We start from the raw sequence: 24395 nt of genomic DNA, 5'->3' as shown, positions 1-24395 counted from the left end.
TCATTTTCAGACGGCCTGTGGCTGTCTTTCACAAACAATTTGCCCGATTTTCAAGCCACTTCGTCCGCAACGGCTTCAATTTGCGGCGCGGATATACGGCAAACCGCTGGTTTCGTCGTATTCGGGAATGTCGCTTCCGGCAAACAGCGCACCGGCCAAACGCACGGCCGCGCCGGTAACAGCCGGGGAAATCATAAAGCCGTGGCGGAACAGGCCGTTGACTTCAATCAGGCGGCGTTCGCGGTTGAAACGGATTTCGGGGTTGTGGTGGTTTAAAGTCGGGCGCAGGCCAGTGGCCAGTTCCAAAAGGTTTGCCTCGCCAAATGCCGGATGCACGGCATACAGCGCGGACAAAAGTTCCAAACCGGAACGCACACTTGCCGGCGCTTGGCTTTCGCTTTCAATTTGGGTCGCACCAATCACAAAAATATGGTTTTCCTTCGGCGCGATGTATAAAGGGTAGCGCGGATGCAGCAGGCGCACGGGGCGGGACAGCTCGATTTCGGGTGCATAAACGCGTGCCACTTCGCCGCGAATGCCGCGTAAAACGCTTTCAGACGGCCTGTTCCACGCGCTCTTTGCACCATAACCGCGGCAGTCGATGACCCAATCATATTGAGCCGCCAAATCTTCGACTTCGCGTTCGCACGACCAATGGCACGCCACATTCATTGATTCCAAAGCATCGGCAAGCGCATCCAATACCTGCCGTCCGTCCAACTGCCCTTCCGTCGGCAGATACAGGCCGTCTGAAAACCGCCCTGCCAGTTGCGGCTCGTTTGCTGCGATTTCATCCGCATTCCAACGTATGGTTTCATGTTCCGCCACGCCGCCGCGCTTCAAATGACGGGCAAACTCGGCGGAAAGCGGCTTGTCCTGCGTGTGCCAGACAATCAGGCTGCCGTTTTCCTGCATCATCACCGGCGTGTTCAGACGGCCTAAAATACCGCGCCAAAGCGCGAAACTCTGCCTGCCCAAACGGATGACTTCAGGCGTTGCCTCCACCGCCTCGGAAGAAGGCGCCAGCATGGCGGCGGCAACATAGGCTGCGGCTTGTGCGCCGTTGCATTCGCCTTTTTCAAACAACTCGACCAAAATGCCCTGCTCTGCCAGTTGGAACGCCATCAGACGGCCCGACAGACCGCCACCGAGTACCGCAACCTTAGACATCAGTTTCTCCTTGTTTTTAATATGAAAATGAACTGCATATTTTAGAACTTGTTTTGCTTTATCACAATATCGACACAAAATGAGAACAGTTTTTGCAGATCATGGCTGCCCAAGCCAAGCCGATAACTTATAAACAAACAGACGGAATCCCTCCCTCTGCAAGCAGTTCCCCATCGCCTCAGCCTGCCAATCAGCTTTGATAAAAATATCTTCTTTACATAAAACCGAATATAATGGCATTTCTTGACACATTCATTCACTCAGCATCACTGCATTTATTGAATTGTTTTGATGCATATATTTGATTTTATAAGGAATAACAATGAAAAGCTTGGGCAGTACTTTATTTATCCTCGGCGTATTGGCATTCGGTTTGAATTATATGAACGCGGTACCCAAAGTCTTGGCCTGGATTTACGAATGGGGCGAAGATACCGCCATGTGGATTAAAGCAGGCATTACGGGCGGCGGCGCTTTACTGTGGCTGGCAGGCAATTTCCTTGAAAAACCTGCAGAGGCAGAAGCTGAACCGGAAGAGGAAGAAGAAGAAGAATAAATACCATAAAAGGCCGTCTGAAAAATTTCAGACGGCCTTTTTTATATCTTCGCAAAACAGCGCTTTCTTTATGTTCGAAAGTTTGCCTTTTAAAGCGCGTTTGCTGTGGCGGTAAATTGTGTTGCCGTGCAGGCTTTGACGCTGAATACGTCCGCCTGTTTATCCGAACTTCACTTCTGCCCCGAATACTTCCTGCCACAGTTTTCGCACATTGCCGTAATGGGTCAGCAATTCTTCCGTCACTTCGGTTTTTTTGGCGTCGCGCAGTTTGGTGTTGTGTTGCTGCTGTCGGTAGAAGCGGTAGGCGGTGCGGCTTTGTTCGGCTAGGGTTTTGTCGATGAGGCCGCAGTCGGCAGCGATGTTCAACAGGGCGATGTTTCCGTAATTATCGAGGAGTTGCGGATATTTTCGGGCATGGGCAAGTATCAGATATTGGACGATAAATTCGACATCGACCACGCCGCCGCGCGCGTATTTGATGTTGCTGTCAACCGGCGGATGAGTGGGGAACATTTTTTCGCGCATTTCGATGATTTCGCCTGCTAAAACGGTTTGGTCGCGTTCGGCGGTGAGGATTTCGGTGCGGATGCGGTCGAAGGCCGTCTGAACATCAGGCGTACCGCAGATAAAACGGGCGCGGGTGAGGGACTGGTGTTCCCATGTCCATGCGTTTTCGCGCTGGTATTTTTCGAAGGCGGCGATGCTGTGGGCGAGGAAGCCGGCGTCGCCGTTGGGGCGCAGGCGCAGGTCGGTTTCGTAGAGGCTGCCTGCGCCGGTGGCGGCGGAAAGCCAGTTGGTCAGGCGGCGGGCAAGGCGGCTGTACACGTCGCCTGCGTCGGGATGCGGGTCGTCGTAAAGATAGACCAAGTCGAGGTCGGAGGAATAGCTGAGTTCTTTACCCCCCAGTTTGCCGTAGCCGATGATGGCGAATTGCGGCGTGTCACGGTGTTTTTTGGGCATGTCCGCCCACGCGCACGGCACGGCGGCGGCGAGGATGATGTCGGCAAGGGCGGAGAGCTGGTCAGAAAGTGATTCTACCGTCCACAATCCGGCAAGGTCTTGAACGGCGAGGCGGAAGACTTGGGCGTGTTGGAAATGGCGCAGTGTGTCCATTTGCGCTTCGGTGTCGCCGCCGCAGGCTTTGAGGTCGTTTGAAAGCGAGGCGGCAAGTGCCGGCCAGTCAAACACGGTATCCAAAAGCTGGGCGCTGATGAGTTCGTCCAGCAGAATCGGGTATTTGCTCAGATACGCCGCCACCCATGAGCTTTGGCTCATGATTTGTGCCAGGTGCGCCAAGGTTTGCGGATGTTCGTTGAGGAAGGCGAGATAGGCGGAGCGGCGACTGATGTTTTCGAGGAAGTCAAACAGCCGCATTAATGTATCGGTCGGGTTGGGTTGCTCAGCCGCCGCCTGCACCAACAACGGCACAATCGCGTCAAAACGCGGCTGGGCGTGTGCGGAAAGGTGGCGGTATTTATGGCCGTTGCGGATTTGGTCGAGCCTTGCGGCGATGGTTTCGGCATCGAACCCGTGTTCTTTCAGACGACCTCGCCGCTCTTCTTCGTCGGGTTTGTCCTGCCATGCCCATTGCCATTCGCTGTTGCTTTGCGTTTGTTCTTCGGGTTCACTCAAGATTTCGTTGAACAACTGATTGACCTTGGCGCGGTGGGCGTTGAGGCCGTCTGAAAAGGCGGCGTAGCTGTCGAAGCCCATGCTTTCGGCGAGCAGTTGCTGCTGTTCGGGCGAGGTGGGCAGGGTTTGGGTTTGCTGGTCGTCCCAGTATTGCAGGCGGTGTTCGACGTCGCGCAGGAAGCGGTAGGCGGCAAGCAGGGTTTCGACGTTTTCAGACGGCATGATGCCCAGTTCGGCAAGTTTCTTTAGCGTTTCCTGCGTGCCTTTCAGTTGCAGCGCGCGCATTTGTCCGCCGCGTATCATCTGGAAAATCTGGGCGATAAATTCGACTTCACGGATGCCGCCCGCGCCGAGTTTGATGTTGTCCGCCATGCCTTTTTTGCTGACTTCGCTGCGGATTTGGCGGTGCAGGTTGCGCATCGCCTCATACGCGCTGTAATCCAGATATTTTCGGAACACAAAAGGGCGCACCAGCGATTTGATGTCATTCGGATACGGCGTAACCACGCGGCCTTTGCACCATGCATAGCGTTCCCATTCGCGCCCCTGCGTAATCAAATATTGCTCCAGCGCGGTTTCGCTCAATACCAACGCGCCGGAATCGCCGTCCGGCCGCAGCCGCATATCGACGCGGAACACCTGCCCGTCGGCGGTAATGTCGTTCAACAGCGCAATCAGTTTCTGCCCGACTTTGGTGAAAAACTCCTGATTGCCCCGCTCGCGCCTGCCGTCGGTATCGCCCGATTCGGGATAGACGAAAATCAAATCGATGTCGGAAGACACGTTCAACTCATAGCCGCCCGCCTTGCCCATCGCCACCACGCTCAAATGTTGTGGCGATTTGGTATAACGCCCGATCGGCGTGCCGTACATGTCCCGATAATAAGCGTAGGCGAAATCCAGCGCGGTATTGACGGCAAAATCGGCAAACAGCGTAATCGTGCGGGTTACTTCGTTCAAATCGCTGATGCGGTTGATATCGCGCACGATAATCTGCGACACGACATAACGACGCAACTCGCGCAACTGCCGCGCCAACTCTTCCTCATTTTCTTCCGCGCGGATTTTGTCCCAGTCGGCAAAGGCTTGGAAATCCGCTTCGGTCAACACCTTGTCCAGCATGGGCAGGAAGATTTCGGGCTTGAGTTTGCCTGAATCAAGGTTGCGGGCGAGAAAAAGGGAATAACGGCGGGCAGTATCGAGGCGGTTCATAATCTTTGCCTGAATAAACAGAAAAGACCATCATAGCAAGGTTTCAGGCCGTCTGAAACCCACGCTTTCCCCTATCCGTGCAATCGGCTAAAATACCAACCTTTGCAACCCTACATAAGGAAACCGCCATGACCCGTATGGTTCACTGCGTCAAACTCGGCAAAGAAGCCGAAGGCATGAAATTTCCGCCGCTGCCCAACGAATTGGGCAAACGCATTTTTGAAAACGTTTCCCAAGAAGCATGGATGGCTTGGACCCGTCACCAAACCATGCTCATCAACGAAAACCGCCTAAGCCTTGCCGATCCGCGCGCACGCGAATACCTCGCCCAGCAGATGGAACAATACTTCTTCGGCGACGGCGCAGACGCCGTACAAGGCTATGTTCCGCAAGAGCCTAAATAAGCATTGAAAAAACCAAGGCCGTCTGAAACCCGATTTTCAGACGGCCTTTAAAATTCCCGATTGCCCCGCATATTAGGCAAATAGAACAGATAAATCATACAAACCCATGATTCTCTGTTAAAATCCAAATTTCATTCATTTTCAATCCACATTGGAGCAAACGCCATGCAAAACGACGTTTACGACTATACCTCGCAAGGCTCGGTTGCCAAAAATACCGTCCTGCAAAAAACCTACCGCCTGCTCGGCCTGTCTTTCATTCCTGCCATTGCCGGCGCGTTCTTTTCCGCCAAAACAGGCTTTAACATTTTCGCCATGTTCGGTTCATACTATGTTGCCCTGGCCGCCTTCTTCGGCTTTTTCTACGGCATGACCTTCCTGATTGAGAAAAACCGTTACAGCAACGTCGGCGTAGCCCTGTTGATGATCTTCACTTTCGGCATGGGCCTTGCCATCAGCCCTATGTTGCAATACACCCTGTCTATTAATAACGGCGCGCAAATCGTCGGTACGGCCGCCGCCATGACCGCCGGTGTATTCTTCACCATGTCCGCTATGGCACGCCGCACCACAATGAACATGAACAAACTCGGCAGCTTCCTCGGTGCAGGTGCGATCGTGCTCATGATTGCCGTTGTGGCCAACATCTTCCTCAACATCCCTGCCCTGAGCCTGACCATCGCGGCCGGCTTCGTTGTCTTCAGTTCCCTGATGATTATGTGGCAGGTGCGTGCCGTTATCGACGGCGGTGAAGACAGCCACATCAGCGCGGCGCTGACCATCTTCATCTCCATCTACAACATTTTCAGCAGCCTCTTGAGAATCCTCATCTCTATTAGCGGTGACGACTGATAAAGCCGCAAAGGCCGTCTGAAATTTCAGACGGCCTTTTTGATTTTTGACATCACCGACAAACTCCCCTATCCTGAACGTACACAAATCCTCTTTCCAATCCAAAATGACCACGACCACTCCGCGCCGTGCCGTGTACGCAGGCAGCTTCGACCCTCCCACCCTCGGCCACCTGTGGATGATACAGGAAGCCCAATCCCTCTTTGACGAACTCATCGTCGCCATCGGCACCAACCCCGAAAAGCGCAACACCTACACCATAGAAGAACGCCGCGCCATGCTCGATGCCATTACCCACCCCTTCCCCAACGTCCGCATCAGCGTGTTTGAAAACCGCTTTTTGGTCGATTACGCCCGTGAAGCCAACGCCAATTTCATCGTCCGCGGCATCCGTTCCTCCTCCGACTACGAATACGAACGCTCGATGCGCTACATCAACAGCGACATCGCCCCCGAAATCTCCACCGTCTTCCTGATGCCGCCGCGCGAAATAGCCGAAGTGTCCTCCACCATGGTCAAAGGCTTGGTCGGTCCACAAGGCTGGCGTGATATGATAGGCCGCTACCTCCCCGACCCCGTCTATCAAAAAATCCTGCAAGACCACGAAACAAACACATAAAACAAAGGCCGTCCGAACATTTCAGACGGCCTTTCCATTTTCATTAATTATTGACGGGCAGACATCAACGCCTGCAGGTTTTGATTCAACGTTTCCATGTCCAACCAACTGGCGGCAATAAACAGCATCAGAATCACCGTACCCACACACAGCACGCCGATACCATACAACACATAACCCACCAAAACACGGCCTATCGTCGCATTCCCCATCCACATCAAACCGCGCACCTGCACCACAAACACCCAAGCCTGCCACAGCAGCGCAAACGTAGCCAACGCCGGCACATACATCACCAGCAACAGCGGCAGCAACAACGCCTCAGACACCAAAATAAAGCCCCACAAAGGCAGCCGGGGCGCACCGTAATAATGCAGCACCTTGCGCATCGAGCGGCTCAACACCAACCATTTCACAATCACCAAAATCACCGACAGGCACACCGCCGCCGCGCCACTGCCAAACAAAGGCGACATGCTGGCCGCGTTCACCACACCCAACAGCAGTAACACCGCCGCCATCACCAAAGGCGAATACAAATACGTCTCCGGCGAACGATAGCGCAAACGCAAAACATCCCACATATCACGAACAAACACATACAGCATGGCATAAATCCAAAGCAAAAAAGCCGATTGTATCTTATGCCGTCTGAAAATCAAACCGGCAAACCTAAAAACCGCTAATTAAAACGAAAAATAATTCAATACAAAACAAAATCTTAATTTACCGCCTCAAAAATAAAGCCTACAAATACTTGCACAAGGAAACGAAATTTGGTTTAATTCACATCTCGCAACGAAACACGCGAAGGCCAGATAGCTCAGTTGGTAGAGCAACGGATTGAAAATCCGTGTGTCGGCGGTTCGATTCCGCCTCTGGCCACCACCAACCGCCTTGAAGCGGTTATTTTTTTATCTATACGATTTGCACGCATGTTTTAAGCGCAAATCCCGTTCCAGACCATGCGTCCCGATTTCCACACAAGGCCGTCTGAAAAATTTCAGACGGCCGTTGTTCATGTTGGGTATGGCATAAAAATCCGCTTTACCACCCTTCCGACAGAATACGGCGCTTCCATCCGAATCGGCTGAAACCTACGCGAACATACTGAATATGAATAAAGTTCAAGACAGGTCGGTTTACTATATAATACCGTCCAAACCAACCATAACTTACTCATTGCAGGGAAGATAATGAAAAAAGTGCTGATTGTGCATTACTCGCAAACGGGACAGCTCTCCAGCCTGGCTCGAAATTTTGCCGCGCCGTTGCAAACAGCCGGAATACAGGTCGATTGCATCAATATCGTACCGGAGCAGGCATTTCCGTTTCCATGGCCGTTTTGGCGTTTTTTCGATACCTTTCCGGAAACCGTCCATTTAAAACCTGCCCCGATTCTGCCGCCGCGAATCCCATCCGAAGATTACGATGTGGTGGTCATTGCCTACACCGTTTGGTTCCTCTCTCCTTCGCAACCGATTACCGCCTTTTTGCAACGCGAAGAAACGTGCCGCCTGCTGGACGGCAAACCGGTCATCACGCTTATTGGCTGCCGCAATATGTGGCTGGGCGCGCAGGAAAAAATGAAATCTTTGCTGAAACAAAACGGCGCAAAACTCATCGGCAACATCGTAAAAATCGATGACTGCAACAGCGCGGCAAGTTTCATTACCACGCCAGCATGGATGCTGACCGGCGACAAGCGCTATTTCCGCTCCCTACCCTCCGCCGGCATTGCTGAAGAAGAATTGGCGGATGCGGCGCGGTTTGGTACGAAATTGTGCGATACACTATTGAACCAACAGCCTTTGGACGAAACCCTGTTTCAAAACATGGGCGCGGTGACAGTCAATGAAAAACTGATTTTCAGCGAACATGCCGCCGGCCGTAGCTTCTTCGTCTGGGGCAAGCTTTTGATTGCGGCAGGCCGTATTTCTCCGCTCTTGCGCCGTGCGCTGCTGTGCTTCTACATCGTCTTTTTATTGGCGATGATTTTGGTGGTTTTACCCATCAGTGTAATTTTGAAAAAACTGCTGCATCCGCTGCTCAAAGGCCGTCTGAAAAAGCTGGCGGACTATTATGAACAACCGTCAGGCAGATAATCCATTTCAGACGGCCTCAAACTAGGAATCCATCATGCCCAAAGTTATCCACTACCCCGAACGCCGTCGCTTTCAAATCGACATTGACGGTTTGGAAGCAGGCTATATCAGCTATACCGAACACAACGGCGGCTGGGACGTAAACCATACCGTGGTCTCGCCCAACTTCCGTCATCGCGGCATTGCCAAACTGCTGGTGAGCGCGCTGATGGAATACGCCGAAACACACCACATCCCGTTGACTGCAAGCTGCGACTACGCGGCGCGGTTTATCGGTTGATTATTTTGACAACCACATCATGACATCGAATAACACACTCAAAGACGTTTATCTCAACCGCGTTTCTGCCTTCTTGCCCAATGCCCCTGTCGGCAATGACGAAATGGAAGCCGTCCTCGGCATGGCAGGCGATGTGCCGTCACGCGTGCGCCGTATGATTTTGCGTTCCAACGGCATTTTGTCGCGCCATTACGCCATCGATCCCGAAAGCCGCCGCACGACGCACACCAATGCCGAATTGGCTGCCGAAGCGGTCAACGGCCTGTTTGCCCAAGGCGTTGCAGCAGAAGCCATCGGCAGCCTGGCCTGCGCCACTTCCTATCCCGACCAAACCATACCCGGACACGGTGTGATGGTGCATGGTTTGCTGGATATGCCGCCTTGCGAAGTGTTCAGCATGGCAGGCGTATGCGCGGCAGGTATGGCGGCGATGAAACACGCCTACAACGCCGTGCGTACCGGCGAACACTCACATGCGGTTTCCGTTGCTTCCGAAAACGCCTCGGCGGTCATGCGCGGCGAAGTGTTTCAAAGCGAAACCGACCATAAAAAACTGGAAAACGCGTCCCCCGAAATCGGGTTTGAAAAAGACTTTTTGCGCTGGATGCTGTCTGACGGCGCAGGCGCGGTGTATCTGTCCGACCGCCCCAATTCAGACGGCCTCAGCCTGAAAATCCATTGGGTAGACCTGCTTTCCTACGCCAACGAAATGCCGCCCTGCATGTATGCCGGCGCAGAATTCCGCGACGGCGTATTTGAAGGCTGGAAACACGCCGATGCCGATTACGGCCGCCGCCACAGCCTGATGGCGGTCAAGCAGGATGTCAAACTGCTGAACGAAAACATCGTCCGCTATACGGTGGAAAAACCCCTCTCCCAAATCGCCTCCAAACACGGCATCCGTGCCGAAGAAATCGATTGGTTCCTGCCACACTACTCTTCCGGCTTTTTCCGCGACCGCCTTTCAGACGGCCTGAAAAACATCGGCTTCGACATTCCGCAGGAAAAATGGTTTACCAATCTGAACAGCAAGGGCAACACGGGTTCGGCCTCGATTTACATCATCCTTGAAGAATTTATGCGCACTTTCCCCATCGAACACGGCCAAAAAATCCTGTGTTACGTTCCGGAAAGCGGACGCTTTTCAACATGTTTCATGCTTTTGGAAGCAGTAAAGGCCGTCTGAATGAAGATTGACGACATCCCTCAAGACAACAGCGCCAGCTACCACGGCCACCGCAAAGTCATCTACGGCACCCGCGACGGCCACTACGAAGCGGCCACCAGCAACGGTTGGCAGGACGAAGCCTACGCCACCGAAATGGCAGTGTGCGAACTCGATGCCCAAACTCAGGCCGCGCGCGAAGCCGTCGAAAAAGGCGAATATTCGCCGCTGTACTACCATATGTTCCGCTGCCGTTATGATGAAACCGGCTTGGCCATGGCGGCAGGCGTATGGAAATGGCAGCTGCGTCGGCATTTCCGTCCCGAAGTGTTCGCCAAACTACCGGCCAAAACCCTGCAAAAATACGCCGATGCCTGCCAAATCAGCATAGACGGCCTCAAACAAACCGATATCTAAAGCCCCTCATGATTACCCTGCATTCGCTCGACCAATCCCGCGCCCTGCGCATTGTTTGGCTGCTTGAAATCCTCGGTACGCCCTACCGCCTGCAAACCTACCGCCGCCATCCCGACACTTTGCTCGCCCCTGACGAACTCAAAGCCATTCATCCCTTGGGCAAATCGCCTTTATTGGATGATGACGGCTTTATCTTGGCGGAAAGCGGCGCGATTACCGACTATCTGATTCAAACCTACGGCAACGGCCGTCTGATGCCCGAACGCGGCAGCCGCGAATACTGGCAATATCAACGCTGGCTGCATTACGCCGAAGGTTCGCTGATGCCGTTATTGCTGCTCGGACTGGTGTTCCGCCGGATTGAAAGCGCGCCCATGCCGTTTTTCATCAAACCGATTGCCCGCAAAATCAGCGGCAGCGTCAAAAGCAGCTTTATCCATCCGCAAGCCGCGCTGCATCTTGCCCACATCGACAGCGAGCTGGAAAACCGCGAATGGTTGGTCGGCAACAGCCTCAGCGGTGCCGACATCATGATGAGCTATCCGCTGCAAGCCGCGGCCGACCGCTTCGATTTCGCCGATTACCCCAATATCCGCGCTTATTTGCAACGCATCGAAGCGCATGGAGCCTACCGTCGCGCCGTTGAAAAAGCAGGTTCGCCTTTATTGAAACTCGACAAATAAAACAAGGCCGTCTGAAACGTTTTCAGACGGCCTGAAACCTTGGTTCACTTATCGAATAGCTTTGCCGTAAACGGCGTTTTTACCAACGCGCCGCCCGAATGCTTTGTTCCCCCTCGACGTTCCACTATAATGGCAACCCATATCCTTCTAAAAAATAACACCATGCCAACCGACAATCTCCCGACTCTTGCCATCGACACCAGCACATCCTTTCTGTCCATCGCATTGGAACATCAAGGCGAAATCCGCCTGTTTCACGAAAACGTCGGTACCAAGCAATCCGAACAAATCCTGCCGCAAATCGAACGCCTCTTCAAAGAAGCGGGCATCACAGCCGCCGATTTGGGCTGCATCGTTTATGCACAAGGCCCGGCGCATTTACCGGCCTGCGTATCGGCGCGGCGGTTACACAAGGTTTGGCCACGCCGTTTGACACGCCCATGATCGGTATTCCCTGCCTCGATACCGCCGCTTCATTGCTGCCGCCATCCAGCTGCGTACTGGCAGCCACCGATGCGCGTATGGGCGAAGTATTCTACGCATGGTTTGATACGCAAAACCACATCCGCTTGAGCGATTACACGGTTGGCAAAGCCGCCTCTATTACCGCGCCTGAAGGCAAAACGCCTACCGGCGGTATCGGCAATGCCTTTGCCCTCGCCGACAAACCGCCTTTTGACGGTCAAGCCGATATGCCGACCGCCGCCGACTATCTTAAACTTGCCCGCAGCGGCCGCTATCTTGCTACTGACGCGGCACACGCCGAGCTGCTCTACGTCCGCAACAAAATTGCCCTGACTGCGCAAGAGCAAGCCCAACAAAAGGCCAAACCGTGAACCTGCGCCCTGCCGTACTTGCTGACTGCCCCACCCTTGCCGCCATCGACGCACAAGGCAATCTTTCGCCGTGGACGGCGCAGCAGTTTGAATCGGCGGTTCAACACCATCCCGACAGCGTTTGGCTCAGCCAGGCTGACCACCAAATTACCGGCTTTATCGTGTGGCAAACCGTGTTTGACGAATCCGAGCTGCACCTGATTGCCGTCGCGCCCGAATACCGCCGCCAAGGCATTGCGTCCGTTCTGCTGCAACACTGGCAAAACGCAGCGCAACAGCAAGGCGCAACCCGATTGCTGCTCGAAGTTCGTGCAAGCAATGAAACCGCGCAACAGCTCTACCGCAAACACGGCTTCCAAACCTGCGGCCGCCGCAAAAACTACTACGCCCTGCCCGATGGTGGCAGCGAAGATGCCGTATTGATGGAGAAATCATGTTAAGCAGCCGCTACCTGCACCTGCACGAAGCCTTGGGCTTGGGCCCAATGTGGCTGAACCAAAACGCCAAAATCATCCATGCCGCGCCTCAAGCTGCAACCGCACCCGTCCGCCCCAAAACCATTGCTGCCGATACCGCGCAAGCCGTGCGTACTTTATCCGCAGGCGCCCATCAGGCACGCACTGCCGCCATTGCCACTGCGCAAACGGCCAAACCTGCTGTCCGCGTTCCCAAAGCTGCACCCAAAGCCATTGCCGAAACACCGGCAAAAACAGAAAAAGTCGCACATTCAGACAATCTGCCCCGTCTTGACGTAACCATCAGGCCGTCTGAAATCATGGTGGTCAGCATTTGCCCGTCCACCGAAGACAGCCTGCACGGTACGCTGTTTAGCGGCGACGTCGGCACGCTTCTCGACAACATCCTCGCCGCCATCGGCCTCAAGCCCGAGCAGGCGCATAAAACCGCATGGGTCAAAACCGCACCCGTGTTTACCGCCCTGCCCGATGCCGAACACATCCGCGCCGAGCTTACCGAAATGCAAAACGAGCTGACCACTTCGCAAGCGCGCGCAGTATTGTTCCTCGGCAAAATCTTCGACAGCCCCGACATGATCGGGCTGATGAACGAATTGTGCGCAGAGCGGCCGCATTTCGTCATTCCCCATCCCGCCCGCCTGCTGATGCAGCCGCAACTCAAAGCTCAGGCATGGCAAATCTTAAAGCCATTGAAACAGCTTTTGGCCAAGGCCGTCTGAACATTCTGTTCAATCTGAAATCAGGTTTTTCACCAACAAAAAAGGGCGTGTCCGACACGCCCTAATGTTTTTCAATATTCCGCCGAATGCCAAAAAGGCTGACCCACCGTCGGCGTACTGGCGCGCGCTTTCTCACGCGCCTCCACAGGTTCCGCCTCATAAGCCAGACGGCCCGACTCGACCGCAAGCGCAAAAGCGCGTGCCATATTGACCGGATCGCCGCTACGGGAAACGGCGGTATTCAGCAACACGCCGTCAAAACCCCATTCCATCACTTGTGCCGCCTGCGAAGGCAAACCCAAACCCGCGTCAATAATCAACGGCGTGTCGGGCAGGCGTTCGCGCAGGACTTTCAGCGCATAGGCGTGAACCGCGCCCAAACCCGTGCCAATCGGCGCCGCCCACGGCATCAACGCCTGACAGCCTGCATCGAGCAGTCGGCGACAGGCAATCAGGTCTTCAGTGCAATAAGGCAGCACCTTAAAACCATCTTTAATCAGGATTTTCGCCGCTTCGACGAGCTGGAACACATCCGGCTGCAACGTGTCATCATCGCCGATAAGTTCGAGCTTGATCCAATCGGTCTCAAACACTTCGCGCGCCATTTGCGCAGTGGTTACGGCTTCCTGCACACTTTGGCAGCCTGCGGTATTGGGCAACACAGGCACGCCCATTTCTTCCAACAACGACCAAAAGCCCTGCCCGTGCGCTTCGCCGCCGCTGCCGGCGCGGCGTAACGAAACGGTAATCATAGCCGGTTGCGCGATTTGAACAGACTGCTTGAGGATTTCCGGCGTCGGATATGCAGCCGTACCGAGCAGCAGCCGTGAAGGGAAAGTTTCTCCATATAGGGTAAACATGATGGATTCCTTTGTAATATTATTTTTGAGGCAATAGCCTTCTGAAAAATCGGTTCAGATAGTTTCCAAATAGTTTTCAAGTCCTTCGGCGACCTTAGTCGGAATAAACTCGGTAATCGTGTATTTCGCTACGCCTTCTCGGTGAAATGGGTCTTCTGCAATTAACTTTTCCACCTGTTCCCTGCCTGATGCTTTCATCAGGATAATGCCGCCTGTCCGCGGCTGTTTGCGTCCAGACATCACAAATACACCTGCTTGATAATACCGTTCAAGATACGCAATATGCTCGGACAGGTAGGTTTCAACCGCAGCCAAGTCTTTAATATATTCCAACGATACGATAAACATTTCTTTTCCTTTTCTCAGCATTAAACCAATAGCGCAGCTATACGCGCAGTAAAACCGCTTATCCGCCGACTACGGGGCGCACAATGTCCACTTTGTCGTTTTCATTCAACAGCGTTTCCGCATACGCGCCTTTGGCGACAAAATGGGTATTGACGGCAACGGCAAACGGTTTTTGCGGCGCGGTTTGGGCGATAAGGTCGGCAACAGTTGTGCCGTTTAATGTGATGGCTTCATTGTTCAATATAATCTTCATGATGTTTGCTCCTCTTGTCAGACTTCTTATTTTCAGATGGCCTTATTCATTCCACAAAGCCTGAAACGCTTTAACCACCGCTTCGGGATTTTCCGCTTCGGTCACGGCGCGGACGACGGCGAGGGAGGAAACGCCAGTTGCCAGCACATCTTCAGCGTTGTTCAAATCGATGCCGCCGATGGCGACGACGGGCGTGCCGCCTGCCTGTTTCACGTATTCGCGCAGTTTGTCCAAACCTTGCGGGCGGTGGGCATTTGTTTGGTAGTGGTCGGGAAAATCGCGCCGCTGGCGACGTAGCTAGGGTGCACGGACAAGGCGCGGTCGAGTTCGGCTACGGAGTGCGTACTCAAACCCAAGCGCAAACCGGCGGCTTCAATCGCAGCAAGGTCGGCAGTGTCCATGTCTTCCTGTCCGAGATGTACGCCGTATGCGCCCGCTTCTATCGCCTCGCGCCAGTGGTCGTTGATGAAAAGCTGCGTGCGGCTGCCCTGACAGGCGGCGACACAGCGGGCGATTTCGCATTTCAATTCATCGCCGTGCAGGGTTTTGCAGCGCAGTTGCACCGTGTCGGCACCTGCTTCGACCATGCGCTCCACCCAATCGGCGGTGGGAACGACGGCGTAGAATTTGAGCGGGGATTTTAGGGGCGGGAAGGTCATAACAGCTCCGAAAGGAATAATTCGTTGTTATATTATCAGAAAAGGCCGTCTGAATAATATTTGTTTTCAGACGGCCTGATTAAAAAAATGAATATTGCCCTATTCGGCTTTGACTTTATAAAAATATGAAAATATTGATGATTTTATCCAAATGAGTGCCATATTGGCGTCCCACATTCGGAGACCCAACCCATGAAAAAATTTCTCTTATTAGCCGCCCTTCCCTTCCTGTTTGCCATTTATTCAAATGCCGCCACGCCTAAAGCGGAAGCTCCAAAACCAGCTTCGGCACACAAACAAACCAAGCAGCGTTTTTCCGGCAAAATCACCGGCTATCAAACCGCCGAGCATTTGTTCTCCGTACGCAAGGGCGACCGCCTGCGCATCAGTAAAACCGGCAGCCCTAACGCCTATTTCAACGTATGGGCACCCAAAGACGATGAAGCCGTATTTAACGGTTCGGCACAAGGCGATAAATTTGACGGTATCGCTACCCAATCGGGCAAATATAAAGTGCAGGTCTATATGATGCGCGCCCAAGCCCGCCGTAACACTACTGCCCATTACGCCGTAAACGTCATCAAAAACTAAGGGGCTGACGTAGATTAGCCCTAAATTCCACACCAATCTCGCAGGATTTTAAGCTGTTGAGACGGTGTGCCGAAGTTAAATCGAAATTCGCATTCTTTCAAGAACAGCGGGAAAGATTTGCGATCGATTCCGTTGTATTTTCGCAAGAAACGTTTTGCCTGATTCCAAAAATTCTCAATGCCGTTAATGTGGTTCTGACGGTCGACAAATTCCTTGGAATGGTTGATGCGGTAATGGATAAAACCGCTCACGTCCAACTTATCATAGCTGCTCAGGCTATCCGTGTAAACAATGCTGTCCGGCATGATTTTCTTTTTGATGACAGGGAATAACGTTTCAGACTTGGCATTATCCACCACAACGGTATAGACCCGTCCGTTGCGTTTCAGAATGCCGAAGACAACCACTTTTCCTGCCGCACCTCGACCACGTCTGCCTTTACGCTGTCCGCCGAAATAGCTTTCGTCCAGCTCGACAGAGCCCTCGAAAACCTCATCGGCAGCCAAGGCCAAATGATGGATGATGACATACATATTTTGCGGTAGAATAGAGTTATTTATCCTGCGACTAGGTAGAAGGCGCGGAAAGTCCGGCAGAACTGGTCAGCCTGATTGAAAGCGGCGACTACGAAGCCCTGCTTGCCGAAGATTCGGACGAACATGGCCAAGGCCACGAACATCATTGCGGCTGCGGCTGTTCCCTCGGCTGAGTCAGCCTGCCCATATTATCTACCGCCTCGATTTTCATATTAAAAGGAGACTTACCAGCATGATAAGCAAAGCAAAATTCAATACCGTTGTCGGCAGCATAGGAGCGGCAATAGGTATTTTCGTATTTGTCGCCTATATCCCCCAAATTATCGCCAATATGCAAGGGGCAAAGGCGCAGCCGTGGCAACCCCTGTTTGCAGCAGTATCCTGTCTGATTTGGGTTTTGTACGGTTGGAGCAAAGAACCCCGGAAAGACTGGATTCTGATTATACCCAACGCAGTCGGCGTGATATTGGGATTTCTGACTTTTCTGACTTCGCTTTAAACAAGGGGCTAATCTACGTCAGCCCCAAAACTAAACGCCCTCATGATGTAAAGCTTTAAAAAACAGCAAAGGCCGTCTGAAAATTGAAATTTCAGACGGCCTTTTAAACGGTTTGAAAAGGACGTATCGAACACGTCCTTTTTTCCTATTACAACAGGAATATGGTTGCCAATCCCAAGAAAATCAGGAAGCCGCCGGAGTCGGTGACCGCGGTAATCAGCACCGAGCTGCCCAATGCCGGGTCGCGTCCGGCTTTGTCCATCATGACGGGGATGAGGACACCGACGGTCGCGGCCAGCAAAAGGTTCAAGGTCATTGCGGCCACCATGACCAAACCGATGCCGATGTTGCCATAGAGCAGCCATGAAATCACACCCATCACGGTGCCCCAAATAATGCCGTTGACAAGGGCGACGCCGACTTCTTTTTTCAGCAGGCGGCCTGCCTGCGTGCTGGTCATTTGTCCCATTGCCATGGCGCGGACGATCATGGTGATGGTTTGGTTTCCGGAGTTGCCGCCGATGCCGGCGACGATGGGCATCAGCGCGGCCAGTGCGACAATTTTCTCGATACTGCCTTCAAATGCGCCAATCACGCGGCTGGCGATGAAGGCGGTACACAGGTTGATGGCAAGCCACATCCAGCGGTTTTTCACCGAGTCCCAAATCGGGGCGAACAAGTCCTCTTCTTCTTGCAAACCAGCCATGTTAAACATGTCGGCTTCGGATTCTTCACGGATCACATCCACCATTTCGTCAATGGTGATCCTGCCGATCAGCTTTTTGTTTTCATCGACAACCGGCGCGGTTACCAAGTCATAACGTTCAAACGCCTGCGCCGCTTCTTCCACGTCGTCTTCGGGACGGAAGCGCACGACATCGGTGGCCATCACGTCCGCTACCATGTCTTCGGGTCGGCGACCAAGAGTTTGCGGATGGGCAGCACGCCTTGCAACACGTCGTTTTCATCAACCACGAAAATCTTGTCGGTATGGTCGGGCAGGCTGTCGAAACGGCGCAAGTAGCGCAATACGACCTCACACGTCACATCGGCGCGGATGCTGACCAATTCAAAGTCCATAATCGCGCCGACTTGGTTGTCTTCGTAAGACATCGCCGCTTTGACCTGCTCGCGCTCTTCTTCATCACGCGTTTGCAGCGCTTCGTACACCACTTGGTGCGGCAAGTCGTCTGCCAGTTCTGCCAATTCGTCTGCGTCCAAATCATCGACGGCGGCCAACAGCTCGTCTTTGTCCATGGACTCGATCAACGTTTCGCGTACGGCGTCGGATACTTCCAGCAACACTTCGCCGTCGTCTTCCGGGGCAACCAAAAGCCAGACGATGTTACGCTCGCGCGGCGGCAGGGATTCCAAGACGGCGGCCACGTCGGCAGGGTGCAGCTCGGCCAAGAGGACGGTCAGCTCGGTAAACTTGTCGCGCAGGCTTTCGTCTTCAATCGGCACGCCTGCTTCGATTTGTTCAAAGGACGGCTCAAGGATTTCGCATAAGGCGTGGATGCGGTCGATATCGTCAGAGATGCGATCGTCAGAAATGCGGTCTTCTACCACATCATTGTCGGGGTATTGTCGAGATTCGGAGGGGTTTGTTCGATGCTCATAAATGCTCCGCCCGCCGGACGCGGGAAGGCATTTCGGCGGGATGATTATTGTTGTTGTGTGTCTGATGGGAAGTTCAAAGGCGAACTGGGAAGGTCCATAATTCGAGCCTGCTGAGAGGCGCAGAGTTGTAAACGGTGCATATTCTACTCTTTTTTAGGCCGTTTTACCATTTTTAACGGGAAAGGCCGTCTGAAATCAGGTGATATCGATCCTTTTTTCAGACGGCCTGATGATTTGATTTTATTTGTTTCGCCTGCCGAACGCTTCCCTGACTACGTCCAACCAAGCCCTTAAGGCCGGCGTCGGGCGTTGGTGTTTTTTCCATGCCATGGTGAGCTGCCAGCGGATTTCGGGTTCGACCAAAGGAATGGCGGCAAAGACATCGGGATTGATTTTTCGGGCATAGTATTCGGGCAGCAGGGCAATGCCCATATTGTGCGCCACCATGTCGGCAACCAAATTCCATTGTCCGGTACGGCAGACAACGTTGGGCGTAAAACCTTGATTGCGGCAGGCCGTCTGAATGGTTTCGTTGAGGGAAAAGCCGGCGCCGAACAGAATGAAGGGCTCGTGTTGCAGGCTTTTGAGCGTCAGCGCATCGTGTCTCGCCCGACTTTTCGGCATCAAGACCACCAGCGGATAGTCGCACAACGTGATGCTGTCGAAGTCTTCGTGAACCGGCGCGAGCAGCTGCCCGGCATCAAGTTCGTTGTTGCGCAATGATTGCTCGATGGCGAGCGAGCCTTGTTCCAAAAACGACAATTCGATGTCCGGCCATTTTTGGTGGAAATCAAACAGCGCATGACTGAGCAAATCGCTGCCAAACAAAGCCAAGCCCAAACGCAGTGTCCCGCTTCTGACATGGCGGTAATCGTCAATGCGGGCCAGCAACAAATCGCGTTCATGTAGAAGGTTTAACGCGTGGCGATAGACTTCTTCGCCGATTGCGGTCGGCTGCACCTGCCGCTTTTTGCGTCCGTTTTCTTTGCACAAAAGCGGCACGCCTAATTCTTCTTCCAAAGCCTGAATGATTTTGCTGACCGTCGGCTGCGTCAAATTCAACGCGGAAGCCGTGGCCGAAAAACTTTGCAGGCGGATGAGTTCGGTAAAACAATACAGGCTTTTGAAGTCCATTATTCCTCTAAGGCATGATTATTCGTTTAATAATTCATATTATGCAGAAACCAGGTTTCTATAATCAAGCCTGTCATTCAACACACACCCATATCATGGATTCCCTCACCAGATTTTTTCAGACGGCCTTGCAGCTTGCCATCATCGGCGCAGTATGGGGCGTTTCCGACCTTATCGTCCGCTTCACGCATCTGCCTATTTCTTCAGGCGTATTGGGCTTGTTCCTCATGCTCGCCCTTTTGGGGCTCGGCATCATCCGCCCGGGCATGGTTGACCGCGGCGCAAAATGGGCATTGGGCGAACTCGTCTTTTTCTTCATCCCCATCATGGTTTCCGTCTTGCAATATCAAGACCTGCTGATGTCCGAAGGCTGGCAGCTGATTTTGACCATCGCCGTCGGCACCGCGCTCGTGATGATCAGCACCGCCCTGACCCTCGATTTCTGCTACCGCTGGAAACGCCGCCTCTACAAAAAACTCCACTCCTAAAAATAGAGAATAAAAATGGACTACACCGCCCTCGCCTGCTTCATCTGGACTTGCTTTGCCTATGTCGTTGCCAAAAAAATCCACCGCAAAAAACCCTTAATGATTTTCTCCCCCGTCGTTACCGTCTCCGTCAGCACCATCCTGCTGCTGCTGGCATTCGGCGTCAATTACGACACCTACCACAAATATACCCAAGGCATCGTCTTCCTGCTCACTCCGGTTACCGTTGCCTTTGCCGTCCCCATTTATGAAAACCGCGAAGTCATCCGCCGCCAACTGCCCATCCTCTCCATCGCCATTATGGTGGGCATGTTTGTCGGCGTAGTCAGCGCATTCCTCATGAGCCATATGTTCCATTTCAACAACGAAGTGACCAACAGCCTGATGGCGCGTTCCATCTCCACGCCGTTTGCCGTTGTCCTTGCCAGCGAAATCCACGGCTCCGCCTCGCTCGTTTCCCTGTTCACCATCATCACCGGCTTTGTCGGCATGATATTCGGCGACCTGTTTTTGGCCTTTACCCGCATCCGTTTCCACACCGCCAACGGCGTCGCCTTCGGCAATGCCGCCCACGGCTTCGGCACTTCCCGCGCCGGACAACGTCACGAAACCGAAGGCGTGATGGCCAGCCTGACCATGATTTTGGCCGGACTGTTTATGGTATTGTTTGGCCCGACCATGGTGCATTTGGTAATCTGGATGATGGGTTAGGCTTCGTCCCGATGACCATACACAAAAAGGCCGTCTGAAAAATGACTTTCAGACGGCCCTTTCATTTGCCCAAGCCTTATTCTTTAGGCAGGCGCAGGACGGAGACAATGAATCCGCCCCAAATGACGATCAATGCGACAAGCATCATAATAATGGCTGAAGTACTCATTATTCTTCTCCTTCACGTTCGTGTTCATGTTCGTCTTTGACGTTGAAGTTCTGACCATGTTTCCACGGCAAGAAAGACAGCAGGACGGACAATACCAAGAGAGCACCCACCATGCCCCAACCAAAGATATTGAGGAAACTGTCAGGATAGCCGCTGTAATTCTCTTTTAAGAGGCCGGTGGTATCTTGATAAAGCATATAGCCGAGCATAGCGACGGTAACCACCACGCTGGCGGTCCACACTTTGCCGACACGGATGGAAGACAGCGCGTTCAAGTGGTTACGCAGTTCCGGCAGCTTGTTCAACAAGACAATCGCCAAAACGTAAACAAAACCGGAAGCCACAATGCCATAAGTATTGATGAATTTGTCCAATACGTCCAACACAGGCAGGCCGGTGGTCGTACCGAACAGCAAGGTAGAAATAATCGCCATTGGCACGCCTGCAATCAGCGTTGCGCTGACACGGCCGATGTTCATTTTGTCTTGAATCGCGGCCACAATCACTTCAACGATGGAAATCATGGAAGTCACACCGGCAAACACCAGCGAGCCGAAGAACAACACGCCGATCAACGCGCCCATCGGCGCTTGGTTGATGATGGTCGGGAACGCGATAAACGCCAAACCGATACCGTTGGATGCCACTTCGCTGACTTCTTTGCCTGCGGCTTGAGCCATAAAGCCCAATGCGGCAAATACGCCGATACCGGCGAGCAACTCAAAGCTACTGTTGGCAAAGCCGACAACCAAGCCGGTGCCGCCCAAGTCGGTTTTTTTCTTCAGGTAAGAAGAATAAGTAATCATGATGCCGAAGCAGATAGAGAGCGAGAAGAAGATCTGGCCATATGCGGCTACCCAGACTTTCGGATCCGCCAAGCGGCTCCAGTCAGGCGTAAACAAAGCGTCCAAACCTTTTGCCGCACCCGGCAGAGTCAGCGCAATGCCCACCATGATGACAAACATTACCACCAACAAAGGCATGAAGAATGTGGACGCACCGGCCACACCTTTTTGAACGCCCAAAGCCATAATCGCCAGCGTAAACACCCACACGGCAATCAGAGGACCGGCAACTTTACCGACAAAGTCCAAGCCCAAGTCTTTGGCATCGGCCATTTGCAGGAAGTCTTTGAAGAAGAAGGTCTGAGGATCCGCACCCCATGCCGAAGTCAAAGAATAATAGGCATAGCTTGCCGCCCAGCCGACAATCACGGCGTAGTAGATACAGATGATGACGTTGGTCAGGAAGTTCCACCAACCCATCGGCTCAAACAAACGGCCGAGGCGGCGGAAAGCCAAAGGTGGCGAACCACGGTAACGGTGGCCGATAGCGTAGTCAAGCAGCAACAGCGGAATACCTGCCGTCAACAGCGCAACCAAATAAGGGAGGACGAAAGCACCGCCGCCGTTGTCGAAAGCGATGTAAGGGAATCGCCAAATGTTGCCTAAGCCCACGGCCGAGCCGATGGCAGCAAACATAAAGGCGCGGCGACTGCTAAACGTCGCGCGTTCGCTGGATTGAGAATTTGACACGATGAACCTCTTAAAAGTCGAGTGTCGCCAAGGCCGTTCAGCCTTGCGCGTATATATTTAGGAATCGGGCCGGACAAGCCGGTCGGTTAAAGTAGATATTCGGACAAGGATAATATCCGGTATAGAGGATGCACCGCTTATGGCCATGCAAACATAATCTGACCTTATCGTAAAAAAATTTAACAGTGTTGACAAGTCATAATTAAATTAAAATCACAAGCAAAATCTTCATACACTACGACTAAAACCTTCATACACTTATTTATATAACCCCCAAACACAGCTCAATCCACCGTTTTTCCCTCCCTTGTTCCGACAATTTTCCCCTTTGCTAAAAACCGCCCTCCCCTTAACCGGCAAGGAAAATCGGGAATTCAAGGCGTTTAAATTCCACGTCATCAAAAAAATGTTCAGACGGCCTTTTACTTTTACTCGATTAAACCCAGGCCGTCTGAAAATTTCACTGTTGCATGTTGTAATCAAGAAACCGTCCCAAAATTACGTTTAATATAAACAAAAACAATCCGCCTTTTCCCGTTTCCTTCATTACCATGATTTAAAACGGACATAGAACACCAAAAAATGGAATTAATAAAAATAAAATTTCAAAAAATATAAAATAACATTAAATTTAAACCTGTATTTCTACTCTAATCATCTACAATTAAAAATAATCAAACCAAAAAATTTCAATAAAACATTAATTACACAGAACTACATTTTTGCTATAATTGCCGCCATTCAATCCACAACCCAAACCCAAAAGAAGAGGAAAAGCCATGGGTATCAAAGTTGCCATCAACGGTTACGGCCGCATCGGCCGCCAAGTAGTGCGCGCTATTTTCGACTACAAACTGCAAGACCAACTCGACATCGTTGCCATCAACGCCAGCGGCAGCATCGAGACCAACGCCCACCTGACCAAATTTGACACTGTCCACGGCCGCTTTGACGCCGATGTTTCCCATGATGAAAAACACCTCATCATCAACGGTAAAAAAATCCCTTACTTCTCCACCCGCAATCCTGCCGAATTGCCATGGGGCGAATTGGGCGTTGACCTGGTCATGGAATGTACCGGCGCGTTCACCAGCAAAGAGAAAGCCAAAATCCACTTGGAAAGCGGCGCAAAAAAAGTGCTGATTTCCGCTCCCGGCGGCGATGACGTTGACGCAACCATCGTTTACGGCGTAAACGACGACGTGATTACCGACGACATGACCGTTATCTCCAACGCGTCTTGTACCACCAACTGCCTGGCGCCTGTGGCCAAAGTGTTGAACGAAAACATCGGTATCGTAAACGGCGTGATGACCACCATCCACGCGCTGACCAACGACCAAACCGTAACCGACGTACGCCACAAAGACCTGCGCCGTGCGCGTAGCGGCGTGGAAAACATGATTCCGACCAAAACCGGCGCGGCAAAAGCCGTCGGTTTGGTATTGCCAGACCTGAAAGGCAAACTCGACGGCCTCGCCATCCGCGTACCGACCGTCAACGTTTCCCTGGTTGACCTGAGCTTCCAAGCAGGCCGCGACACTTCCGCCGAAGAAATCAACGCGCTGATGAAAGCCGCTTCCGAAGAAGGCCGTCTGAAAGGCGTATTGGCCTACAATACCCTGCCGCTGGTTTCCATGGACTTCAACCACACTACCCAAGCCAGCACATTTGACTCTACGCTGACCAAAGTCACCGCAGGCAAAATGGTTAAAGTGTTCGCATGGTACGACAACGAATGGGGCTTCAGCTGCCAAATGCTGAACACCGCGCGCCGTATGTTCGGTTTGGAAGTACGTCCGTTCTAATCGGCTTCCAACACAAAGGCCGTCTGAAACATCTTTTCAGACGGCCTTTTGTATTTCC

General features: G+C 52.8%; 25 protein-coding genes, 1 tRNA gene and 4 pseudogenes. 18 read left to right on the top strand and 12 right to left on the bottom strand.

Annotation, left to right across the window (positions count from 1 at the left end; genetic code table 11):
* Positions 1-75: 75 nt before the first annotated feature.
* Complete coding sequence (locus tag KCG54_RS01065) at positions 76-1170, bottom strand: FAD-dependent oxidoreductase (RefSeq protein ID WP_254324386.1); 1095 nt, start codon at positions 1168-1170, stop codon at positions 76-78.
* 322 nt (positions 1171-1492) lie between these two features.
* On the opposite strand from KCG54_RS01065, the gene KCG54_RS01060 reads away from it, so the two are divergent.
* Complete coding sequence (locus tag KCG54_RS01060; RefSeq protein ID WP_254324385.1) at positions 1493-1726, top strand: cell division protein; 234 nt, start codon at positions 1493-1495, stop codon at positions 1724-1726.
* A 159-nt stretch (positions 1727-1885) separates the two neighbouring features.
* Here KCG54_RS01060 and glnE read toward each other — a convergent pair whose 3' ends face one another.
* Entirely contained in the window at positions 1886-4570 is a 2685-nt protein-coding gene (gene glnE / locus KCG54_RS01055) for a bifunctional [glutamate--ammonia ligase]-adenylyl-L-tyrosine phosphorylase/[glutamate--ammonia-ligase] adenylyltransferase (RefSeq protein ID WP_254324384.1), read from the bottom strand.
* Between the two features lie 128 nt (positions 4571-4698).
* Between glnE and KCG54_RS01050 the strand changes: the two genes are divergently transcribed.
* From KCG54_RS01050 to coaD, 3 genes are all read left to right on the top strand, one after another.
* Positions 4699-4974: an oxidative damage protection protein gene (locus KCG54_RS01050; RefSeq protein WP_003682648.1), complete on the top strand. Its 276-nt coding sequence runs from the start codon at positions 4699-4701 to the stop codon at positions 4972-4974.
* A 165-nt stretch (positions 4975-5139) separates the two neighbouring features.
* Positions 5140-5826, top strand: coding sequence for a Bax inhibitor-1 family protein (locus KCG54_RS01045; protein ID WP_107723788.1), 687 nt, complete (start codon positions 5140-5142; stop codon positions 5824-5826).
* A gap of 106 nt (positions 5827-5932) precedes the next feature.
* The gene (gene coaD, locus KCG54_RS01040; RefSeq protein ID WP_254324972.1) at positions 5933-6445 is read left to right on the top strand and encodes a pantetheine-phosphate adenylyltransferase; all 513 of its coding nucleotides are present in this window, start codon (positions 5933-5935) and stop codon (positions 6443-6445) included.
* Between the two features lie 47 nt (positions 6446-6492).
* On the opposite strand, the gene KCG54_RS01035 is transcribed toward coaD, so the two are convergent.
* The gene (locus tag KCG54_RS01035; RefSeq protein ID WP_432761021.1) at positions 6493-7053 is read right to left on the bottom strand and encodes a hypothetical protein; all 561 of its coding nucleotides are present in this window, start codon (positions 7051-7053) and stop codon (positions 6493-6495) included.
* A gap of 204 nt (positions 7054-7257) precedes the next feature.
* Between KCG54_RS01035 and KCG54_RS01030 the strand changes: the two genes are divergently transcribed.
* The 9 genes and pseudogenes from KCG54_RS01030 to KCG54_RS00990 all read left to right on the top strand — a co-directional run bounded on the left by KCG54_RS01030 (position 7258) and on the right by KCG54_RS00990 (position 13126).
* Positions 7258-7333 (top strand) — tRNA-Phe (locus KCG54_RS01030).
* A 308-nt stretch (positions 7334-7641) separates the two neighbouring features.
* Positions 7642-8550 (top strand): dialkylrecorsinol condensing enzyme, encoded by a 909-nt coding sequence (locus tag KCG54_RS01025; RefSeq protein ID WP_254324382.1) that lies wholly within the window; start codon positions 7642-7644, stop codon positions 8548-8550.
* A gap of 34 nt (positions 8551-8584) precedes the next feature.
* Positions 8585-8830: a GNAT family N-acetyltransferase gene (locus tag KCG54_RS01020; protein ID WP_254324381.1), complete on the top strand. Its 246-nt coding sequence runs from the start codon at positions 8585-8587 to the stop codon at positions 8828-8830.
* A 19-nt stretch (positions 8831-8849) separates the two neighbouring features.
* Positions 8850-10016, top strand: coding sequence for a beta-ketoacyl-ACP synthase III (locus KCG54_RS01015; RefSeq protein WP_254324380.1), 1167 nt, complete (start codon positions 8850-8852; stop codon positions 10014-10016).
* Positions 10017-10412, top strand: coding sequence for a hypothetical protein (locus KCG54_RS01010; protein WP_049332227.1), 396 nt, complete (start codon positions 10017-10019; stop codon positions 10410-10412).
* 8 nt (positions 10413-10420) lie between these two features.
* Complete coding sequence (locus KCG54_RS01005; protein ID WP_070822905.1) at positions 10421-11095, top strand: glutathione S-transferase family protein; 675 nt, start codon at positions 10421-10423, stop codon at positions 11093-11095.
* Between the two features lie 129 nt (positions 11096-11224).
* Positions 11225-11931 (top strand): annotated as a pseudogene (gene tsaB, locus KCG54_RS01000) (tRNA (adenosine(37)-N6)-threonylcarbamoyltransferase complex dimerization subunit type 1 TsaB).
* A complete protein-coding gene (rimI, locus tag KCG54_RS00995; protein ID WP_254324379.1) occupies positions 11928-12371 on the top strand; it encodes a ribosomal protein S18-alanine N-acetyltransferase in 444 nt (147 codons plus the stop codon). The pseudogene tsaB and the gene rimI overlap by 4 nt, the downstream one beginning before the upstream one ends.
* Entirely contained in the window at positions 12365-13126 is a 762-nt protein-coding gene (locus tag KCG54_RS00990) for a uracil-DNA glycosylase family protein (protein ID WP_254324378.1), read from the top strand. Before rimI ends, KCG54_RS00990 begins: the two co-directional genes overlap by 7 nt.
* 71 nt (positions 13127-13197) lie before the next feature.
* On the opposite strand, the gene KCG54_RS00985 is transcribed toward KCG54_RS00990, so the two are convergent.
* The 4 genes and pseudogenes from KCG54_RS00985 to thiE form a co-directional block, all read right to left on the bottom strand.
* A complete protein-coding gene (locus tag KCG54_RS00985; protein WP_254324377.1) occupies positions 13198-13986 on the bottom strand; it encodes a thiazole synthase in 789 nt (262 codons plus the stop codon).
* Between the two features lie 54 nt (positions 13987-14040).
* The gene (locus KCG54_RS00980; protein WP_039861865.1) at positions 14041-14334 is read right to left on the bottom strand and encodes a YciI family protein; all 294 of its coding nucleotides are present in this window, start codon (positions 14332-14334) and stop codon (positions 14041-14043) included.
* Between the two features lie 58 nt (positions 14335-14392).
* Positions 14393-14587 (bottom strand): sulfur carrier protein ThiS, encoded by a 195-nt coding sequence (thiS, locus tag KCG54_RS00975; RefSeq protein ID WP_254324376.1) that lies wholly within the window; start codon positions 14585-14587, stop codon positions 14393-14395.
* A 42-nt stretch (positions 14588-14629) separates the two neighbouring features.
* Positions 14630-15246, bottom strand: a pseudogene (gene thiE / locus KCG54_RS00970) (thiamine phosphate synthase).
* A 192-nt stretch (positions 15247-15438) separates the two neighbouring features.
* Between thiE and KCG54_RS00965 the strand changes: the two are divergent.
* Positions 15439-15837, top strand: coding sequence for a hypothetical protein (locus KCG54_RS00965; RefSeq protein ID WP_254324375.1), 399 nt, complete (start codon positions 15439-15441; stop codon positions 15835-15837).
* Positions 15838-15857: 20 nt separating this feature from the next.
* On the opposite strand, the pseudogene KCG54_RS00960 reads toward KCG54_RS00965, so the two are convergent.
* Positions 15858-16387, bottom strand: a pseudogene (locus tag KCG54_RS00960) (IS1595 family transposase); the annotation flags it as partial.
* 218 nt (positions 16388-16605) lie between these two features.
* Between KCG54_RS00960 and KCG54_RS00955 the strand changes: the two are divergent.
* The gene (locus KCG54_RS00955) at positions 16606-16872 is read left to right on the top strand and encodes a SemiSWEET family transporter (RefSeq protein WP_004518970.1); all 267 of its coding nucleotides are present in this window, start codon (positions 16606-16608) and stop codon (positions 16870-16872) included.
* A 148-nt stretch (positions 16873-17020) separates the two neighbouring features.
* Here KCG54_RS00955 and mgtE read toward each other — a convergent pair.
* Positions 17021-18491, bottom strand: a pseudogene (gene mgtE / locus KCG54_RS00950) (magnesium transporter).
* A gap of 241 nt (positions 18492-18732) precedes the next feature.
* Positions 18733-19626 (bottom strand): LysR family transcriptional regulator, encoded by an 894-nt coding sequence (locus KCG54_RS00945; protein WP_254324374.1) that lies wholly within the window; start codon positions 19624-19626, stop codon positions 18733-18735.
* Between the two features lie 14 nt (positions 19627-19640).
* Here KCG54_RS00945 and KCG54_RS00940 point away from each other — a divergent pair, with 14 nt between their 5' ends.
* Positions 19641-20114 (top strand): CidA/LrgA family protein, encoded by a 474-nt coding sequence (locus tag KCG54_RS00940; protein WP_254324373.1) that lies wholly within the window; start codon positions 19641-19643, stop codon positions 20112-20114.
* 15 nt (positions 20115-20129) lie between these two features.
* On the top strand, positions 20130-20825 hold the full coding sequence (locus tag KCG54_RS00935) for an LrgB family protein (RefSeq protein WP_254324372.1): 696 nt from the start codon (positions 20130-20132) through the stop codon (positions 20823-20825).
* A gap of 76 nt (positions 20826-20901) precedes the next feature.
* On the opposite strand, the gene KCG54_RS00930 is transcribed toward KCG54_RS00935, so the two are convergent.
* Positions 20902-20994, bottom strand: a complete 93-nt coding sequence (locus KCG54_RS00930) for a methionine/alanine import family NSS transporter small subunit (protein ID WP_036472778.1) — start codon at positions 20992-20994, stop codon at positions 20902-20904.
* Entirely contained in the window at positions 20994-22529 is a 1536-nt protein-coding gene (locus tag KCG54_RS00925; protein WP_254324371.1) for a sodium-dependent transporter, read from the bottom strand. The genes KCG54_RS00930 and KCG54_RS00925 overlap by 1 nt, the downstream gene beginning before the upstream one ends.
* A gap of 779 nt (positions 22530-23308) precedes the next feature.
* On the opposite strand from KCG54_RS00925, the gene gap reads away from it, so the two are divergent.
* A complete protein-coding gene (gene gap, locus KCG54_RS00920) occupies positions 23309-24337 on the top strand; it encodes a type I glyceraldehyde-3-phosphate dehydrogenase (protein WP_049335996.1) in 1029 nt (342 codons plus the stop codon).
* Positions 24338-24395 lie beyond the last annotated feature (58 nt).

It is taken from the genome of Neisseria subflava (assembly GCF_024205705.1).
GTDB classification, from domain to species: domain Bacteria; phylum Pseudomonadota; class Gammaproteobacteria; order Burkholderiales; family Neisseriaceae; genus Neisseria; species Neisseria subflava_D.
The sequence above is the reverse complement of the archived record's forward strand: the minus strand, read 5'-3'. Positions and strand labels throughout refer to the sequence as shown.

Excerpts from the sequence above, each read along its gene's own strand:
- KCG54_RS01025 (WP_254324382.1), top strand. The coding sequence starts at position 7,642 with ATGAAAAAAGTGCTGATTGTGCATTACTCGCAAACGGGACAGCTCTCC.
- KCG54_RS00990 (WP_254324378.1), top strand. The coding sequence starts at position 12,365 with ATGTTAAGCAGCCGCTACCTGCACCTGCACGAAGCCTTGGGCTTGGGC.
- coaD (WP_254324972.1), top strand. The coding sequence starts at position 5,933 with ATGACCACGACCACTCCGCGCCGTGCCGTGTACGCAGGCAGCTTCGAC.
- KCG54_RS01015 (WP_254324380.1), top strand. The coding sequence starts at position 8,850 with ATGACATCGAATAACACACTCAAAGACGTTTATCTCAACCGCGTTTCT.
- gap (WP_049335996.1), top strand. The coding sequence starts at position 23,309 with ATGGGTATCAAAGTTGCCATCAACGGTTACGGCCGCATCGGCCGCCAA.
- KCG54_RS00980 (WP_039861865.1), bottom strand. The coding sequence starts at position 14,334 with ATGTTTATCGTATCGTTGGAATATATTAAAGACTTGGCTGCGGTTGAA.
- KCG54_RS01005 (WP_070822905.1), top strand. The coding sequence starts at position 10,421 with ATGATTACCCTGCATTCGCTCGACCAATCCCGCGCCCTGCGCATTGTT.
- KCG54_RS00955 (WP_004518970.1), top strand. The coding sequence starts at position 16,606 with ATGATAAGCAAAGCAAAATTCAATACCGTTGTCGGCAGCATAGGAGCG.
- KCG54_RS01045 (WP_107723788.1), top strand. The coding sequence starts at position 5,140 with ATGCAAAACGACGTTTACGACTATACCTCGCAAGGCTCGGTTGCCAAA.
- KCG54_RS00985 (WP_254324377.1), bottom strand. The coding sequence starts at position 13,986 with ATGTTTACCCTATATGGAGAAACTTTCCCTTCACGGCTGCTGCTCGGT.
- KCG54_RS00930 (WP_036472778.1), bottom strand. The coding sequence starts at position 20,994 with ATGAGTACTTCAGCCATTATTATGATGCTTGTCGCATTGATCGTCATT.
- KCG54_RS01035 (WP_432761021.1), bottom strand. The coding sequence starts at position 7,053 with ATGCTGTATGTGTTTGTTCGTGATATGTGGGATGTTTTGCGTTTGCGC.
- thiS (WP_254324376.1), bottom strand. The coding sequence starts at position 14,587 with ATGAAGATTATATTGAACAATGAAGCCATCACATTAAACGGCACAACT.
- glnE (WP_254324384.1), bottom strand. The coding sequence starts at position 4,570 with ATGAACCGCCTCGATACTGCCCGCCGTTATTCCCTTTTTCTCGCCCGC.
- KCG54_RS01010 (WP_049332227.1), top strand. The coding sequence starts at position 10,017 with ATGAAGATTGACGACATCCCTCAAGACAACAGCGCCAGCTACCACGGC.
- KCG54_RS01060 (WP_254324385.1), top strand. The coding sequence starts at position 1,493 with ATGAAAAGCTTGGGCAGTACTTTATTTATCCTCGGCGTATTGGCATTC.
- KCG54_RS01065 (WP_254324386.1), bottom strand. The coding sequence starts at position 1,170 with ATGTCTAAGGTTGCGGTACTCGGTGGCGGTCTGTCGGGCCGTCTGATG.
- KCG54_RS00935 (WP_254324372.1), top strand. The coding sequence starts at position 20,130 with ATGGACTACACCGCCCTCGCCTGCTTCATCTGGACTTGCTTTGCCTAT.
- KCG54_RS01020 (WP_254324381.1), top strand. The coding sequence starts at position 8,585 with ATGCCCAAAGTTATCCACTACCCCGAACGCCGTCGCTTTCAAATCGAC.
- KCG54_RS00940 (WP_254324373.1), top strand. The coding sequence starts at position 19,641 with ATGATTATTCGTTTAATAATTCATATTATGCAGAAACCAGGTTTCTAT.
- KCG54_RS01050 (WP_003682648.1), top strand. The coding sequence starts at position 4,699 with ATGACCCGTATGGTTCACTGCGTCAAACTCGGCAAAGAAGCCGAAGGC.
- KCG54_RS00945 (WP_254324374.1), bottom strand. The coding sequence starts at position 19,626 with ATGGACTTCAAAAGCCTGTATTGTTTTACCGAACTCATCCGCCTGCAA.
- KCG54_RS00965 (WP_254324375.1), top strand. The coding sequence starts at position 15,439 with ATGAAAAAATTTCTCTTATTAGCCGCCCTTCCCTTCCTGTTTGCCATT.